The sequence below is a fragment of the Geodermatophilus sp. CPCC 205761 genome, from assembly GCF_051383655.1.
Classification (GTDB): domain Bacteria; phylum Actinomycetota; class Actinomycetes; order Mycobacteriales; family Geodermatophilaceae; genus Geodermatophilus.
In genome coordinates, this window is record NZ_JALPKQ010000002.1 from 29,097 (window position 1) to 44,843 (window position 15,747).

The 15,747-nt window shown below is 72.9% G+C and carries 16 protein-coding genes; 15 read left to right on the plus strand and 1 reads right to left on the minus strand.

Going from position 1 to position 15,747, the window contains the following annotated elements; all coding sequences use genetic code 11:
• Nucleotides 1-72: 72 nt before the first annotated feature.
• A complete protein-coding gene (locus tag MY526_RS01690) occupies nucleotides 73-852 on the minus strand; it encodes an alpha/beta fold hydrolase (RefSeq protein ID WP_436703088.1) in 780 nt (259 codons plus the stop codon).
• A 417-nt stretch (nucleotides 853-1,269) separates the two neighbouring features.
• On the opposite strand from MY526_RS01690, the gene MY526_RS01695 reads away from it, so the two are divergent.
• From MY526_RS01695 to MY526_RS01765, 15 genes are all read left to right on the plus strand, one after another.
• Nucleotides 1,270-2,127: an AfsR/SARP family transcriptional regulator gene (locus MY526_RS01695; RefSeq protein WP_436689626.1), complete on the plus strand. Its 858-nt coding sequence runs from the start codon at nucleotides 1,270-1,272 to the stop codon at nucleotides 2,125-2,127.
• A gap of 176 nt (nucleotides 2,128-2,303) precedes the next feature.
• Nucleotides 2,304-2,498, plus strand: a complete 195-nt coding sequence (locus MY526_RS01700; protein ID WP_436689625.1) for a hypothetical protein — start codon at nucleotides 2,304-2,306, stop codon at nucleotides 2,496-2,498.
• Between the two features lie 139 nt (nucleotides 2,499-2,637).
• Nucleotides 2,638-3,177, plus strand: coding sequence for a Pvc16 family protein (locus MY526_RS01705; protein ID WP_436689623.1), 540 nt, complete (start codon nucleotides 2,638-2,640; stop codon nucleotides 3,175-3,177).
• The gene (locus MY526_RS01710; protein WP_436689621.1) at nucleotides 3,174-3,737 is read left to right on the plus strand and encodes a hypothetical protein; all 564 of its coding nucleotides are present in this window, start codon (nucleotides 3,174-3,176) and stop codon (nucleotides 3,735-3,737) included. The genes MY526_RS01705 and MY526_RS01710 overlap by 4 nt, the downstream gene beginning before the upstream one ends.
• A 21-nt stretch (nucleotides 3,738-3,758) precedes the next feature.
• The gene (locus MY526_RS01715; RefSeq protein ID WP_436703089.1) at nucleotides 3,759-6,317 is read left to right on the plus strand and encodes a phage tail sheath subtilisin-like domain-containing protein; all 2,559 of its coding nucleotides are present in this window, start codon (nucleotides 3,759-3,761) and stop codon (nucleotides 6,315-6,317) included.
• 16 nt (nucleotides 6,318-6,333) lie between these two features.
• Nucleotides 6,334-6,780: a phage tail protein gene (locus MY526_RS01720; RefSeq protein ID WP_436689617.1), complete on the plus strand. Its 447-nt coding sequence runs from the start codon at nucleotides 6,334-6,336 to the stop codon at nucleotides 6,778-6,780.
• Nucleotides 6,777-7,244 (plus strand): phage tail protein, encoded by a 468-nt coding sequence (locus MY526_RS01725; protein WP_436689615.1) that lies wholly within the window; start codon nucleotides 6,777-6,779, stop codon nucleotides 7,242-7,244. The genes MY526_RS01720 and MY526_RS01725 overlap by 4 nt, the downstream gene beginning before the upstream one ends.
• Nucleotides 7,241-7,438, plus strand: a complete 198-nt coding sequence (locus MY526_RS01730) for a hypothetical protein (RefSeq protein ID WP_436689613.1) — start codon at nucleotides 7,241-7,243, stop codon at nucleotides 7,436-7,438. Before MY526_RS01725 ends, MY526_RS01730 begins: the two co-directional genes overlap by 4 nt.
• Nucleotides 7,426-8,139 carry a CIS tube protein gene (locus tag MY526_RS01735; RefSeq protein ID WP_436703090.1) on the plus strand — a complete coding sequence of 238 codons (714 nt, stop codon included), beginning with the start codon at nucleotides 7,426-7,428 and terminating at the stop codon, nucleotides 8,137-8,139. The genes MY526_RS01730 and MY526_RS01735 overlap by 13 nt, the downstream gene beginning before the upstream one ends.
• Complete coding sequence (locus MY526_RS01740; protein ID WP_436689609.1) at nucleotides 8,136-9,866, plus strand: phage baseplate assembly protein V; 1,731 nt, start codon at nucleotides 8,136-8,138, stop codon at nucleotides 9,864-9,866. The genes MY526_RS01735 and MY526_RS01740 overlap by 4 nt, the downstream gene beginning before the upstream one ends.
• 26 nt (nucleotides 9,867-9,892) lie before the next feature.
• Nucleotides 9,893-10,168, plus strand: a complete 276-nt coding sequence (locus MY526_RS01745) for a PAAR domain-containing protein (RefSeq protein ID WP_436689608.1) — start codon at nucleotides 9,893-9,895, stop codon at nucleotides 10,166-10,168.
• Nucleotides 10,165-10,584, plus strand: coding sequence for a GPW/gp25 family protein (locus tag MY526_RS01750; protein WP_436689606.1), 420 nt, complete (start codon nucleotides 10,165-10,167; stop codon nucleotides 10,582-10,584). Before MY526_RS01745 ends, MY526_RS01750 begins: the two co-directional genes overlap by 4 nt.
• On the plus strand, nucleotides 10,581-13,283 hold the full coding sequence (locus MY526_RS01755; protein WP_436703091.1) for a baseplate J/gp47 family protein: 2,703 nt from the start codon (nucleotides 10,581-10,583) through the stop codon (nucleotides 13,281-13,283). Before MY526_RS01750 ends, MY526_RS01755 begins: the two co-directional genes overlap by 4 nt.
• Nucleotides 13,280-14,920, plus strand: a complete 1,641-nt coding sequence (locus tag MY526_RS01760) for a hypothetical protein (protein ID WP_436703092.1) — start codon at nucleotides 13,280-13,282, stop codon at nucleotides 14,918-14,920. Before MY526_RS01755 ends, MY526_RS01760 begins: the two co-directional genes overlap by 4 nt.
• Nucleotides 14,913-15,743, plus strand: a complete 831-nt coding sequence (locus tag MY526_RS01765) for a hypothetical protein (RefSeq protein WP_436703093.1) — start codon at nucleotides 14,913-14,915, stop codon at nucleotides 15,741-15,743. The genes MY526_RS01760 and MY526_RS01765 overlap by 8 nt, the downstream gene beginning before the upstream one ends.
• The last annotated feature ends 4 nt before the right edge of the window (nucleotides 15,744-15,747 follow it).

Here is a 15,747-nt window from a genome sequence, read left to right on the forward strand (position 1 = left end):
TGCGGAGGAACCCTGGTCTTCCAGAACGTCCGGTCCGGCAGTCGTACCCAGCCTGGCAAGGTCCGGTCCTGGTCAGCTCGAGCGCTCGACGCGCGCGAGCCACTTCGTGAGGAGCGCGCGCAGCAGCTCCGGCTGCTCGTGGGGCAGGGCGTGTCCCGCGTCGTCGAGCACGGCGAGCGAGGCGTGCGGGTGGTGGTCGAGGAGGTCGGTGGCGGCGGCACACCCGACCGTCGAGTCCAACCGCCCCGCCACGACCACGGTCGGACCCGCGTAGGCCGGCGCGTGATCCGGGGTGAGCGCCCACCGTTCGCCGATCCGCTCGAGTGCCGCGTGGTCGACCATTGCGGCGGCCGGGGCGACGGAGCGTTCGTACCGTTCGAGCATCTCGGGGGTCTGGACCACGAAGTAGCTCCGGAAGGCGTCGTCGCCGATCAGCCCCGATCCGACGACGACGCGGTGCTCCGGGACGTCGCGCACCCCGGGCAACAGCGGACAGACCAGCGCCAGACCAGCGACCTGCGCCGGGCGCCTCGCGGCCATCGCCCGCGCGAAGTACGCCCCTGCCGAGTGACCGATGAGGAGGTGAGCGCTCCCGCCCGTGACCACGTCCGCGAAGTCCAGCAGCGTGTCGAGGACGTCGTCGGCGCTGCGCAGTGTCTCGGGAGCGGTCGTCCGGCCCATCCCGGGGAGGTCGGGGTAGAGCCGCCTCAGCCCGGCAACGCCGTCGAGAGCCGGCTCGAAGCAGGCCTCGGCCTCGCGGTGGTCGACACCCGCGCCGTGGAGCACCAGCACGGGCCGACCCGTCCCGTGCTCCACGTAGTGGACGACCACCTGGCCCGCTCGAGCGTCCATCCCCGTCAGCCAACCGCGCAGTGGGCGTGTCGACAACGCCGTCTCGACCGGGGGCGGTTCATGTCGACCCCACGATGGGCACGACCTGCTCTGGATCACGTTCCAGGGCCTCGGAGGCCCTCGTGAGACCCTCGTGGCACTCCGCGCCTCGGATCAGCCGTCGAGTGGCGTGACGGAACGCTCGGAGACGGCCTCCGCCACCGCACCGGTGTGCCGTTCCCCCACCGGAGGCCGCAGACAGACCTGGCGTGTGGTCGGCCGCCGGACCGCCGGACCGCCGGATCACCGGACCGCCGGATCACCGTGAGAGACCAGGTGCGTGACGCACTGGTGACGACGCTGGAGGAACGTGGACGAAGCAGTAATTCCGTTGAGGGTCGCCGCCGCGCCGGGCTCACGGGACGGGGGACAGCAAAGGTGCAAGTCCGACTGGATCTCCTCGGCAAGGCAGCGGTACACCGCAACGGATCTCCCGGAATCGACATCCCACCGAGCCTCCAGCCGTTCCTCGGCTATCTCGGCGTCGAACGACCGTCGAGCTGCCACCGCGAGCGCCTGATCGATGCGCTGTGGCCTCAGCTGACTCCGGACCAGGGTCGCCGCCGGCTCAACACCGTGGTGTGGCGAGCCCGAGCCCTGTTCGGTGGGGCACGCGAGGTCGTGCACACATCGCGCGCTGGACACATCACGCTCGCCCGAGGATGCGTCGAGGTCGACGTCACGTCGACCCTGGCGGCGCTGAGCGACGAGAACCGGTCCGCTGCGGCGCACGCCGATCCCGAGGCGCTCGCCCGGCTCCAGCAGGCGGTCCTTGCCGACGCCGAGGAGTTCCTCGTCGGCTGCTACCACGACTGGGTCGTCCAGGCGCGTCAGCAACTGCACCTCGCGTTGATCGCGGGGATCGAGACCTTGTTGGCCACGGCCAAGACCGCCGAGGAAGCGATGTTCTGGGCCGAGCGCCTGGTGCAACGGGATCCACTGCGCGAGGACACCCATCGCCGCCTCATCCGCCTGTACTCCGACGCGGGCCGGCGCACCGACGCGCTACGCCAGTTCGAAGTGTGCGAGCGGCGTCTCCGGGACGACCTCGGGGTCGAACCGCTCATCGAGACCACCCTCGCGGCGATGGCAGTCCGGGAGGGCGTCCGCCCCCTCGAGGTCGACCACCCGGACCCGGTGTGCGCACTGCGCGAGATGCAGCGGGCCCTGGCGTCGTGCCGTCTGGCCGTGGAGCGGATCGAGTCGGCGATCACGTCACTCTCGACACGCCGCTGACCAGCTCGAGCAGCACCGCAGGCCGGGCCGCAGGCGCGGCGGGGTCGTGCTGAGCAGTTCCGCGGTCCCGTGATCCCGTCGCGATCCACCGGTGATCGCACGGTGATCGCTCGGGCGTAGCAAGGGCGAATGGACGGAGAGCAGTCGCACCTCGTGGTGCCGTGACGAGACGAGAGGTGACGGTGCAGGTGCACGCGTGGCTGGAACACCGGGAACTCCCGGGTCTGGCCCCGGCGCTGCGCGCACGGGTCACTGTCCCGGCGGCCGACATCGTGGCCGGCGCCGGCTCTCTCGAGGCGATCCACGAGACCGTCGACCGGTTCCTGCGCGATGCCGGCCTGATCGGGCCCTGTGCCGGGGACGAGGCCTGATGGCCCTGTCCATCGCGATCGACCTCGCCGGCGTCGACGGGTGCGCGTGTGCGACGGCCCGCGCCTGCCCGCTCGGCTCCGTCCACGGTCACCGCGGGAGCAGACATCCGCTGGGCGAACTCCAGCCGGCGGCCACACCGTGATCCGCGAGGTCTCCGAGACTCTCGTCGACGTCATCGAGCAGGCAACGCCCGACCTCGGGTCGTGGGTCGAGCTCTCCTCGCTGTCCGCTGCCGACAAGGAGCCCACGGCACGCCGTCTCGCGCTCGCGCTGTACGCGGTCGAGGGGCACCCGCACCTGGTCAACCGGCCGCTGGTGTCATCCCCCGCCGGGTACGTCCGGGCCCCCCTCGCCCTTCGGCTGCACTACCTCGCGACGTACACCGGTGACCACGACGAGGCCCAGTCCCGGCTGGCGCGGGTCGTCACCGTCTTCCACACGTCGCCGATCGTCGGCTCGGCCCTCATGTCCCCGACGCTGGCGCAGGAGGTGGCGACCCTCACCGTCCGCCTCGTCACGACAACGGCGGACGAGCGCAACCAGATCTGGGGGGCGCTCGGGAGGTCGGCTCGACTGGCGCTCTTCTACGACGTCGACGTCGCCCCGGTGAACCTCGTCCCCGAGGACGGCGCAGGCACGGTCCGAGCCCACCGGATCGACTACGTGGGGGCGCCGTGACCACCGCGACCACGACGGTTCGGCTCGCCCACCGGGTGCGCCTGCGGCACACCGCGTCCGGTGAGGTGCTCGAGCCGTTGAGCGCGCGCGGTGTCCTGCCCTACGGCTGGGCGATGCGCGTGCGCGGAGGCGACGTCGTCGTGACCGTCCGTGACGGGGTTCCGGTGCCGCCCGCAGCGCCCGTCATCACGGTGGCGATCGCGGACCGGCGACTCGCCGCGCTCGTGCGGACGCCGACCGTCGACGTCACGCTCGACACTGTCGACATCACGGTGGACGTCGACCCGGAGCCGATCACCCTCGACGTCGCGCTGTCCGCGCCGACCACCGGCCTCCCGCTCACGGGCCTCGTGGTGACCGCCCGCGCCAGCTCGGGCCCGACGCCGCTGCCCACCGTTCCGCTCACGGAGTCCGAGCCGGGCCTCTACAGCTCCGGCCCCGTCGTCTGGACCGCCGCCTTCACGCCGCTCGACCTGCTGGTCGCGGGCGAGCTGCTCCGTCGGCTCGTCGTGGACCACACCCGCGCCACCACGCGGATCCGACTCGTCGGCACCACCTGACCCGCGACCCAGGGAGGGCTCGTGACGTACCAATCACCCGGCGTCTACATCGAGGAGGTCCCCTCGGGACCGCAGCCGATCGCCGCCGCGTCCACGTCCGTCGTCGCCGTGATCGGCGACCTGCGCAAGGGCCCACTGCTCACGCCGACCCGGGTCACCGGCTGGTCCGACTTCGTGCGCAGCTTCGGGCCCGCCCACGCCGGTGGGTTCTCGGCCGAGGCGGTGTACGGCTTCTTCGAGAACGGCGGCCCCGCCGCCTGGGTGGTGCGGGTGGACCCGTCCATCCCCGGCGCCTGGGACGTCAAGGACTCGACGCCGACGCTGTCGTTCACCGCGACGGCGACGTCCGCGGGCAGCTGGACGAACGGTCTCGTGCTCACCGTCGCCCCGGACACCAAGGGTGGCGCGGGCACGATGGCGCGTGCCGAGGTGTCCGGCACGGTTGCGGTCCCCGCCGGCACCATCGACATCCCCGTGACGAGCTCCGGTGGCCTGACCGCGGGCGACGCCGTCGTGCTGCTCAACTCCGCCGGGGCCAGCGTCGACGCCACCATCAACACCGTCAGCGAGACCATGGTCAACGCCACCGCCGCCGCCGCGATAGCGCTCGCCGCCGGGGACGTCGTCGCCGCTCGCACCAGGGTGCTCACCACCATCCCGTTGGCCGCCGGCTCCGGTATCAAGCCCGGAGACCTGCTGGTCGCCCAACGCGCGGACGGCTCGCGGGTGACCGCCGTGGTCGCCGGCGTCGCCCGCACCGGGCCACGCATGGTGGTCACTCTCACCGCACCGCTCGGAGCAGCGCTGTCCGCCGCCGGCCTCGCCCGGCGGATCGCCCGGTTCCGCGGGACCATCCCCGGCGGCGCCCCCACGTTCTCGCTCGGCCAGATCACCTGGTCGGTCCACCCTTCCCTCGCCCCGGTCGACGCGGACAGCCAGATGGCGAACGCGCGGGCGACCGTGTCGACCGGTGCGGTCGCGACCTTCACCAGCTCGGGCTTCGCCATGCCGGGCGGACAGAACTCCCCGGCGGGCGCCGTGGACGTCGACGCGCAGGTGCGTGTGGCGGTCTACACCGAGGCGATCAACCTGGTGGCCACGACCGTCTCCGACGTGCTCTCCCGGTTCAGCTTCCTCCCGGTCGGCACCGCGATCCGTCTGACCAACGGCACGCAGACGACGACGGTCACCCGCACCGGTGCCACCACCGCCACGACGACGGGGGACGCGCTCCCCCAGACGTTCACGACAGCGACCTTCGTCCTCCCGGCCAACGCGTCCAACGGCGTCGTCGTGCAGTGCGCGTTGCCTCCGGCCGTCGGGGAGTTCGTCGACTTCGGCACGGACCGGCTGCGGATCACCGCCGTCGACAACCCGACCGGCACGGTCTACGTGCTGCGCTTCACGGCCACGACGGACATCTCGGCCGCGAACAGCACCGCCGACCCCGGCCGCTTCCCGCTCGTGGCCTACACCTCGACGGCGTTCTTCCCACTGCGGTTCTCGCTCACGGTGGCAGAGAACGGGACGGCGATCGAGACCTTCAGCGGTCTCGCTCTCGACCCGGCCCACCCGCAGTACTACGCGCGGGACGGCGTCGTGAACGGCATCTCCGCCTACATCACCGTCGCACGGAGGGCGGCCAGCGCTCCGGCGATCTCCGAGGCCAGCACCCCCGCCTTCGCGGTGTCCACCCAGGCCGGGATCGACAACCCGGCGACCAGCGCCGACTACAAGGCCGGTCTGCTCGCGCTCGAGGCCGAACAGGAACCGGCCATGGTGGTCTGCCCGGACACCGTCACGTTCACCGACCCTCTCCTGCAGGCGGACCTCGTCGGCGCGGTGGTGACCCACTGCGAGCAGTACCGGCGCTTCGCGATCATCGACGCTCCGGACTACTCCACCGACGACGACCTGCTGGACTGGCGCAACACCACGCTGTCCAGCACGTACGCGGCGCTGTACGCGCCCTACCTGATGGTGGTGAACCTCGACCCCGACTCCTCCGACCGGTTCCGCACCGTGCCGCCGTCAGGGTTCGTCGCCGGCGTCCTCGCCCGGACCGACCGGGAGCGCGGCGTCCACAAGGCGCCGGGCAACGAGCGGGTGGCGGGCATCGTGGGGCTGTCCCAGACATACACCCAACGCCGCCAGGACCTCCTCAACCCGGGCTCGGTCAACCTGATCCGGGCCTTCCCGGGACGAGGAACGCGGATCTGGGGGGCACGAAATGCGACCGACGACACGACCTGGCGCTACGTCAACGTGCGGCGGCTCTTCAACTTCGTCGAGAACAGCATCGAGACCGGCACCCAGTGGGTGGTGTTCGAGCCGAACACCTCGGCCACCTGGATGAGGATCAAGGTCTCGGTGGAGAACTTCCTCGACCAGTTGTGGCGCGCGGGCGCTCTGGCCGGCACCTCCCCCGAGCAGGCGTACCGGGTGCGGGTCGGCTACCCCGAGACGATGAACGAGACGGACATCGACCTCGGCCTGGTCATCACCGAGGTCGCGATCGCCCCCACCAAACCGGCGGAGTTCGTGATCTTCCGCTTCAGCCACAAGCGGCTGTCCGAGTGAGTGAGAGGAGCACCCGATGACCGCGTCATACCCCCTGACGACCCTGCACTTCGAGGTCAGCTGGGGGGACTCGCAGAACACCTCGAGCTTCTCCGAGGTCACCGGCCTGACGATGGAGGCCGAGGTCGTGGAGTACCGCGGTGGAGCGGACCTGGCTCTCTCCACGCGCAAGGTGCCCGGGCTGAAGAAGTTCAGCAACGTCACGCTCAAGCGCGGCATCATGCCCGCCGAGGCCGGCAACGGGTTGTTCGAGTGGTACAACACCGTCGTCCCGGGGAGCGTGGCCCGGCGTGACGTGACCGTCAGCCTCCTCAACGAGGAGCGCACGCTGGTGATGACCTGGAAGATCCAGGGCGCGTGGCCGGTCAAGCTCGAGGGCCCAGGGCTGAAGTCGACCGGCACCGACGTCGCGGTGGAGACCGTCGAGTTCGCCTGCGAGAGCATCGCGATCGAGGTGCCATGACATCTCCCGTGTCGGCGCCGTCCCCGCTCCCCTACATCGGCGCCCACTTCGTCCTGGCCGTCGACGGCATCACGTCGGTGAGCTTCTCCAAGTGCTCGGGGCTGGCCGGCGACGTGGGCGTCGAGGAGTACGCGGAGGGCGGCGAGAACCGGTTCGCCCACCGGCTGCCGGTGCGCGGGTCCTTCCCCAACCTCGTGCTCACCCAGGGCGCGGGCCCCTCGACCGAGCTCTGGGGCTGGTTCTTCGAGTACCTCGTGACCGGCCGGGTGGCGCCACGCAACGGTCAGGTCTCGCTCATGTCAACGGTGGAGGGGGTGCTGGCCCCGGTACGGGTCTGGGCGTTCCGCAAGGGCTGGCCGGTCAAGCTGACCGGCCCCGACCTGGACGCGCAGTCCGGGGCGGTCGCGGTGGAGTCGGTCGAGATCGCCCACCACGGGTTGCACCTGACGACGGTCGGTGCGTGATGGCCGTCGTCATCTCCGAGATCCTCACCGAGGTGGTGCTCACCCGGCCCGGGGGCCCCGGCGGCGGCACGGCGGCGGGCGGAACCGGCGGAGACGCGGCCGCGGGCGGCCTTCCCGAGGACGTGATGGACGTCGTCGTGCGGCGCGCCACCGAGCGCGTGCTCGAGGTGCTGCGCCGGGAGTGGGACTGCTGATGCTCGACGTCACCCAGCTCACCAAACTGACCATCGAGCCGTATCGGGACCAGGAGTTCACCGAGGTCGCCGGGCCTCCGTGGCGCACCTTGCTCAACCCGACCGAGCTGGCGTTCTCCCGCAAGAACACCTACCAGGCGACACCGTCGGCCGGGTCGTCGGCGCCACAGCAGTCCTACGGCGGCGGGGAGCCGGACCAGGTCCAGATCGACCTGTTGATGGACGGCTCCGGCGTGATCGAGACGGGGGTGTCGGTCGGCGAGAAGCTCGACCAGCTGCTGGCCTTCACCGAGTTCCAGGCCGACACGCACCAGCCGTACTACGTGCACGCCTACTGGGGCCGGTTCGACTTCCGCGGCGTGCTCACCCAGGTCGACGTCACGTACAAGCTGTTCGACCGGAACGGTGAGCCCTTGCGCGCGACGGTCAAACTCACCCTGAAGGAGGTCGTCGCCCCGGAGGAGCTCGCCGCCGAGGAGCGCCGCGAGTCTCCCGACCTGTACCAGACGTGGTTGGTGTCCGAGGGTGAGCGGCTGGACGCGATCGCCTACCGCGTGTACGGCGACCCGGCCTTCTGGCGGCCGCTCGCGACGGTGAACGGACTGCGCAACCCCGGCGGCATCGCCGCCGGCCAGGTCCTCCGCCTGCCTCCGAAGGACAAGGGTGGGGGCCGCCTGCCGACCGCCGGGGTCCTGCGGTGAGCCGCTACGGCACGGCGGCCACACCCGACCGGCCGGAGTTCGAGGTGCGCGTGGCCGGGACGCCCGTGACGCCGCTGGTGCACGGCGACGTCGTGGAGATCGATGTGGCGGAGGAGGTCGGCCGGCACGGGCGCCTCGCCCTGCTGCTGCAGAACTGGGATCCCGACACCCGCGCCGTGCGGCACAGCGACGACGGCCCGTTCGCACCCGGCGCTGACGTGGAGGTGCTGTTGGGCTACCACGCGCAACTGACGTCGGTGTTCGCCGGAGTGGTCGCCGCGGTGACCACGCACTTCCCGGCAAGCGGCCAGCCGGTCCTCCGGGTCGAGGCGCGGTCCCGGTCCATCCTGCTCGAGCACCCGCCCCGGTCGCGCCAACTCGAGGCCGTCAGCGACGCCGACGTCGTGTCCGCCGTCGCCGCCGACTACTCCCTGACCGCCGATGCCGGCGCGGGCGTCACGCGGGCGGCGGTGGTCAGTGACCGGCGCAGCGACTGGGATCTGCTCACCACGCGCGCTGCCGAGCTCGGCTGGGTCACCTACGTCCGGGGCACCACGCTGGTCTTCCGGCCGCCCGCCGACCCGGTGGGACCGATCGAGCTCGAGTACGGGCGCAACGTGACCGAGCTGCACCTGACCCAGGACCTGACCCGCGCGGTGGACTCGGTGGTCGGTGCCGGCTGGGACGCCGACGTGCTCGAGGCGCTCGAGTCCCAGGTCGGCGCGATCCAGACCGGGCTCGACCTCGGGGACCGCGTCGATCACGGCGCGGCCGTGTCCGACGCCGGATGGCCGCTCCGGGAGGAACGCGTGGCGCGGGCGTCGCTCCCGGCGACCGACCAGGTCGACGCCATTGCCCTCGGTCGCCAGCGCGCCACAGCGCTCCTCCACTACCACGGCTACGGCGAGGTGGTCGGGAACCCTGCGCTGCGCTGCGACGGATGGCTCCGCATCACCGGCGTCGGCGAGCGGATGTCCGGGCCGCACTACACGACTGCAGCACGGCACCGGCTCTCCGCGCGCGGCTACCGGACCGAGTTCCAGGTGGGGAGTCCGCCGGCCCTCCGGCCGCCCCTGCCCGGCCGGCCGGCGCCGCTCACCATCGGGGTCGTCGCGTCGCTGGAGGACCCGGACGGCTTGAACCGCGTGCGGGTCCGGCTGCCCTGGCGCGGGGAGACCGGCGACGGCGTGTGGGCCCGACTCGCGACCCTGGACGCCGGCGACGGCTTCGGCACGGTGTTCGTGCCCGGTGTCGGGCAGGAGGTGCTCGTCGCGCCGTTGGACGGGGAGGACGCGGCCCTCGTCGTCCTCGGCTCCCTGTTCAACGGGACTCAGGCCGCCCCGGTGGCGATGAGCAACGACGACAACCTCGTCCGCGCCGTCGTGAGCCCCGAGGGGCACCGCATCACCCTGGAGGACGGCGACGCCAGCGCGGTGACCATCGAGACCCCGGCCGGCAACGTGCTCCGCCTCGCGGAGGCGGACTCCGAGGTCACTCTGACGCACGGGGAGTCGGGCAACGCGATCCGGCTCTCCGCCGACGGCATCGAGCTGACCGCGGCCAGGGGCGACATCGTTCTCAAGGCCAGCTCGGGAACGGTCGAGCTCGACGCCGGCGGCATCCGGGGTAGGTCCTCCGGCCCCGCCACGCTAGAGAGCTCGGGCACTCTCGACGTCAAGGCCTCCGCGACGCTCGGCCTCAAGGGCGCGCTCGTCACCATCAACTAGCGGACCACACAGCCGAGGAGAGCACTATGCCGGGCGCCGCACGGGTCGGGGACCCGACCGTCCACGGCGGGACCGTCGTCGGTCCCGGGGTGGCGACGGTGATGATCGGCGGCCTGCCGGCGGCCGTCCTGGGCGACGTGCACGCATGCCCCATCCCACCGCCCTCGCACATCCCGTCGTCGCCGTTCGTCGCGGGATCGACGACGGTGATGATCGGCGGCCGGCCGGCGCTGCGCGCCTCGGACGCCTGTGTGTGCGGGGCGAGCGTCGCCGTCGGCTGCGCGACGGTGGTGATCGCATGACCTACGGCGACGATCCGCACCTGGGGTGCGGCTGGGCGTTTCCGCCGCGGTGGGACCTGGCAGACGGGGCAGCGGCGGCCGTGCTCGCCACGTCCGCCGGCGTCGCGCACGTCCAGGAGGCGATGCGGGTGCTCCTGCGCACCGGGGTGGGTGCCCGCGTGATGCGGCCGACGCTCGGCGCCGGCGTCGACCGGTACGTGTTCGAGCCCCGGACGACCGACGTCTGCTACCGGCTCGCGCACGACGTCGAGCGGGCCCTCCTCCTGTGGGAGCCGCGGGTGATCGTCGACGCGGTCGAGGCGGCCCCGGCGGAGGAGTCCGACGAGCGGATCGACGTGCGCATCGAGTACCGCCTCGACCGGCACTCCCGGCCGGACAACCTGGTCATCCCGTTCTTCGTCCAGGAGCCGCCGTGAGCCGCCGGCCCGAGGACGTCCGCGCGGCGCTGGCCAGGGCCGCCGGCCTGGTCGCCTACGACGCCGCCCACACCTGGCGCGACGTCCTGTTCACCGGGCCGGACGAGACCGACCTGTCCCGGCCGGGCGACCCGGACCGGGCGCTGCTCACCGCGCTGACCCAGGAGTACCCCGAGCTCGACGCGCACGCGGACACCCTCCCCGAGCGCGCGCACCTGGACTGGCTCGGACGGATCCTCGCGATCCCGCGGCTGCCGGTTCGCCCGGACACGGTGGTCGCCCACGCGACCGTCGATCCCGGGCTGGCCCCGGCCGTCGTCGAGAAGGGCACGGTGCTGCGGGGCGGAAAGGACGCGTTCGGTGTCGAGCGCCGGTATCGCACGAACGACGCGCTCATGGCGCACGGCGCGACCGTCACTGCGGTCCGGAGCCAGGTGCCCGGCGGCCACCCGACCGGCCTGGCGGGCCTCGTCGCGGAGGCTGACCCCTATCCACTGAGCCCGACGACCGGCGCGGCCGCACCCCACCGGCTGCGCCTGTACAGCCCGGTGCTGGCGTTCGACGGGGGGAACCTGACGGTCCGCGTCACGCTCACCGGGGCGACGTCGGCGGCGGGCCTCGGCCCGGCGGTGTGGCGCTACCCGCGCGCGGACGGGGCCCGCGGACAGGCCACGGGCGACGTGACCGGCAACCAGGTGACGGTCGTGCTGACCGGCGGCTGCGGCCTCGTCGAAGGCGCCACGGGCGACCCGTGGCTGGAGGCGGACATCCCGCCGGATCACGCTCTGCCGACGTCCATCGCGTTCACCGAGGCGAGGCTGCAGGTCACCGGCCGGACACCGATCGTCCCGCAGGCGGCGTACCTGAACGACGGCGCTCTGGACGTGACCAAGGAGCTGCAGCCGTTCGGACCCGCCGCCAGGCGCGGGGACGCCCTCTACCTGCGCAGCGACGAGGCATTCGGCAAGCAGCTCGCGACCGTCACGGTCAGCATCCAGGTGATGCAGGCGGGCGGTGCGCCGCTCGCGTCCGCGAGCGGAGGCAGCGGCATCCCGGTACACCTGGCCGCCGAGATCTCCGAGTCGATGAGCTATCTGCGAACCAGCCTGGTCGGCTCGATCACCGCCGGCGTCCAGAACGTCATCGACCGCATCACCGGACTGGTGAGCACCCGGACGCCACCGCACGTTGAGTGGCAGCGCCGGGTGGACGGCGAATGGCAGACGTTCGAGGACGTCGGCGCACAGCTCACCGGCTTCACCGGCGCGCCGGTCAGCGGCGCGCCGTGCTCCGAGCCGGCGGTGGTCGGAGGCGAGGCCGGCCACCTGGTGCGCGCCTTCCTCTCCGAGGGCGACTTCGGCTGGACCGACTACCAGCGGGAGATCGCGACGTTCGCGACGGGAGCCGTGGCCGGTGACACGCCGACCATGCCGACCCCGCCGGTGCCCCCGATCGTCTCCCGGATCACGCTCTCCTACACGACCGCTTCGGTGGCGGCCACGAAGGTGGAAGCGGTCAACGGCTGGGTCAGGACGCGGCAGGTCGGCTCGGGGGCCTTCCAGCCGTTCACGAGGTCCATCTCCCCGGCCGGCGACACCGGGATGGTGGCTCTGGGCCTCGACCTGCCCGCGGCCGCGATCGGCTCGAGCGTGTCGGTGTACCTCGGGGTGGACTCCGCGTCGCCGTGCGGCTCGAGCACCGACCCCGAGGGTGCCCGATGGGAGTGGTGGGACGGCGCGGCATGGCAGCCGCTGCCGGTCGCCGACGGGTCCCGGCTGCTGCGCGAATCCGGCCTCCTGCGGTTCATCGCGCCGGAGGGCTGGGCCGTCGGGTGCGACGCGGTGTCGGCCGACGCCGGGCGCTGGGTGCGGATGGTCACCGACGCCCCCGAGCGCATCGGGGTCGTCACCTCGGTGACACCGGACGCCGTCGTGGCGACCTACGCCAGCCAGGCGCTCGACCCGGCCAGGGACCCGAGCCCGGCGACCGCCCTGCCCGCGGGCACCATCAAGGGCACGCTCTCCCCCGTCAGCGGGGTCAAGAAGGTCACCAACCTCGGCGGCGTGCGAGGCCGGGGGCCGGAGGACGATGCTTCCTACCGGCGCCGGGCGTCCGCGCTGGCCCGGCACCGCGGCCGGGCGGTGACCTCCTGGGACTACGAGGAGATCGTCGCGGTCGCCTTCCCCGAGGTGGCGGCCGTGCGGTGCCTGCCGCACACCGGTCCCGACGGGGTGCGTCTCGCGGGCAGCGTCGGCCTGGTCGTCCTGCCGGACCGACCGATGGACCCGCAGCCGCGCCCGTCGGTCAGCCTGGCCGGCCGGATCACCGACGTGCTCGCGCCGATGACCGGACTGCACGCCCACCCGACCGTGCTGTGCCCGCTGTTCGCCCCGGTCACCGTGACCGCCGACATCCTGCTGCGCCGCGGGATCACCGCGCTGACCGGCCGGGACGCCGTCGCCGCCGCGCTCGAGACCTGGCTGCACCCCGGGGGCACGACGCCGACCCGGTGGGGCCGCAGCCTGTTCCGCTCCGCGCTGGCGGCGTTCCTCGACGGCCGGCCAGAGGTGGACACCGTCCACACGGTGACGATGCGCGGACCCGACGGGGTGGTCACCGAGCTGGTCGAGGTGGATCCGTGCCGTGGCCTGTTCTGCTCGTCCGCCGCACACACCATCGCCGTGAAGGAGCAGCTGTGAGCGCCGAGCCCGTCTCCTCGTTCACGCCCGTCGCGCCGGATGCCGACTGGGAGGGCGTCCGTGTGCGGCTGATGGCCGCGCTGGCCGCGACCTCGGCCACGACCTGGAACGACCGCAACGCGATCGAACCGGGTGTGACGCTCGCCGAGGCCGCCGCGTTCGGGCTCGCCGACCTGCACTACCGGACCGCCACCCGGCCGTCGGCCTGGCCCCTGGACGTCGCGGCGTGGGAGCCGGCGACCGACCGACACTGGCACGCGACGCTGCCCCCCGGGGAGATCGCAGCCGTCGCCGACGTGCTCGCCCGGAAGGCGCCGGGCGCGGCCGAGAGGTCCGTCGCCCAGGTGCTGGAGCCCCTGGTCCGGGCCTGCCCCGCGCCAGGCGACGCACTGGCCCTCCTCGCGGAGGCACCCTGGGGCGGCACCTTCACGACCCGGCAGACCCCGGTGGCCGTCACGCTCCTCCGGGCCGGGCTGGTGCGCGGCCTGGCGCACGAGCTCACGGACCTCGTCGCGTCGGCCGTCGACGCCGCGCGGACCGTCGGAGGGACCGTCGCCGCGCAGGATGCACGCGCCGCCGAGGCGCTGGCCACGGCACTCCCGTTGTGGCCGGACGAGCTGGCCGCCGTCGTGCGCCGCGAGCGCCGACGCCGGTCGTCCACCGCGATGCTGGAGCACCTGGACGCGATCCTCGCCGCGACCACCCTGCAGGCGGTGAGCGCGGTGCGCGCCGATCTCGGGGCCGCCGGCCTGTCCTCGGACGAGGTGGAGGTGGCGATGGCGGCCGCCCCCGTTCCGCTCCACACCCTGCCCGAGTGCCTCGAGGAGACCGACGGTGCGTCCCGGGTGTGGCCGCCGCACCCGCTGCAGGCGCTCACCTGCGAGCCGGTGACCGACGTCGACTACGCCCGCCGGGCGCGGCAGCACCCTGAGGTGCTCCGGGCCTGGGCGGTCCCCGGACGCCTGGCCGGCATCGGGTGGGACGGCCGGCCGGTGACGACGGCCGTTCCCGCCAAGGGCACGGTGACACTCGTCGTCGAGCGCGCGGCCGCGCCCGAGGTGTCCGCGTCGGTCCGGGCCTCCGCGCCGGTGTTCCTGACCGAGGTCCTGCGCACGGCGATCGGCACCGAGGTCGACCAGCCGCACCCGACCTGGCAGGACACCCTCGACCCGCTCGACCCTCGCCGGATGATCTGCGACGAGGTCGGCGCGACGCTGCTCGACGTGTGCCCGGTGGTCCTTCAGGGCCGGCTCGTCACCCGGGTCGGTGCGGACCGCGAGGCCACCGTCGGCGGCGCGCTGGCCCGGGTGGCCGCGCACTTCGCCGCCGGCCGCCCGGAGAGCCGGCCGACCCCGGCTACCGGCCCCGTGATCGACGGCCCGTGGCCCCGCGTCGACCAACCGGAGGAGGGCTGGACCCCGGGCGAGGCCATCCGGTTCACCGAGGTCGTCACGGCCATCTCCGCCGACCCGGCGATCCTGGGCGTCGAGAAGCTGGCGATCAAGGTGGGGACCGGGCCGTTCGTCGAGTCCGCCGACGGGTCCGTACCGCTTCCCCCCGTCTGCGTCCCCGAGCTGGCGGACATCCAGTGCCTGCGGGTTCGGTTCGTCCTGACCGGGGAGTGCTCCGATGCCTAGCGCCGACTACACCCGCCTGGCACGGCACCTCCCCGCCGTGTACCAGGACGACGCGGCGTCCTTCGCGCAGCTGGACGCCTTCCTCGGTCTGGCCGACGAGCTCAACCACGCCTACCTCGAGCGGCTCGACGACCTCTCCCTCGTGCTCGGCCCTGACGCGGCCCTGCGCTGGCCCACCGACCTGCCGTACGACGCCGGCGGGGACGCTCTCGTCGAGGCGTATCTCACCGTGTACGACGAGGTGGCGACCTGGGCGGCCTTCGCCTTCCCCGCCTCGTGGAGATCGGACGAGGGGGGAGTCGTGCAGCGCCGCACGTTCCTGGCGAAGGCGGCCCGGATCTGGCGGCGACGTGGCACGCCACGAGGGTTCCTGGACTGGTTCTGCCTGGCGTTCGGGATAGCCGCCGGCGCTCGCCCCTATCTGCTCGAGCACTTCAAGGTGGCCGGTCCCCGGATCCCGGACCCGGAGCTCACCGGCACCCTCTTCGTCCCGTCGACGACGCAGTTCGAGGACTACCGCAGACGGCACGAGGCGATGGAGTTCACGGACTGGTACGCGCCGGCGCACGTGCGCCTGCGGGTCTGCTGGACCCGCCCGGACTTCGCCGTGCCGGACCCGCCCCAGCTGCCCCCGGACCCGACACCCGAGCAGGTCACGGCCTTCGAGCAGGCCGTCGACGCGTACCGCGAGGACCTTCGCACCCTGCTCTGCTCCATCACGTCGTTCATCGACCACGCGAACGGCATCCGGATCTGGGAGTGCATCGACGAAGGCCGCACCATCGACCGGCTCGACGTCGGGCACCTGCCCAGCGAGGACTGAAGGA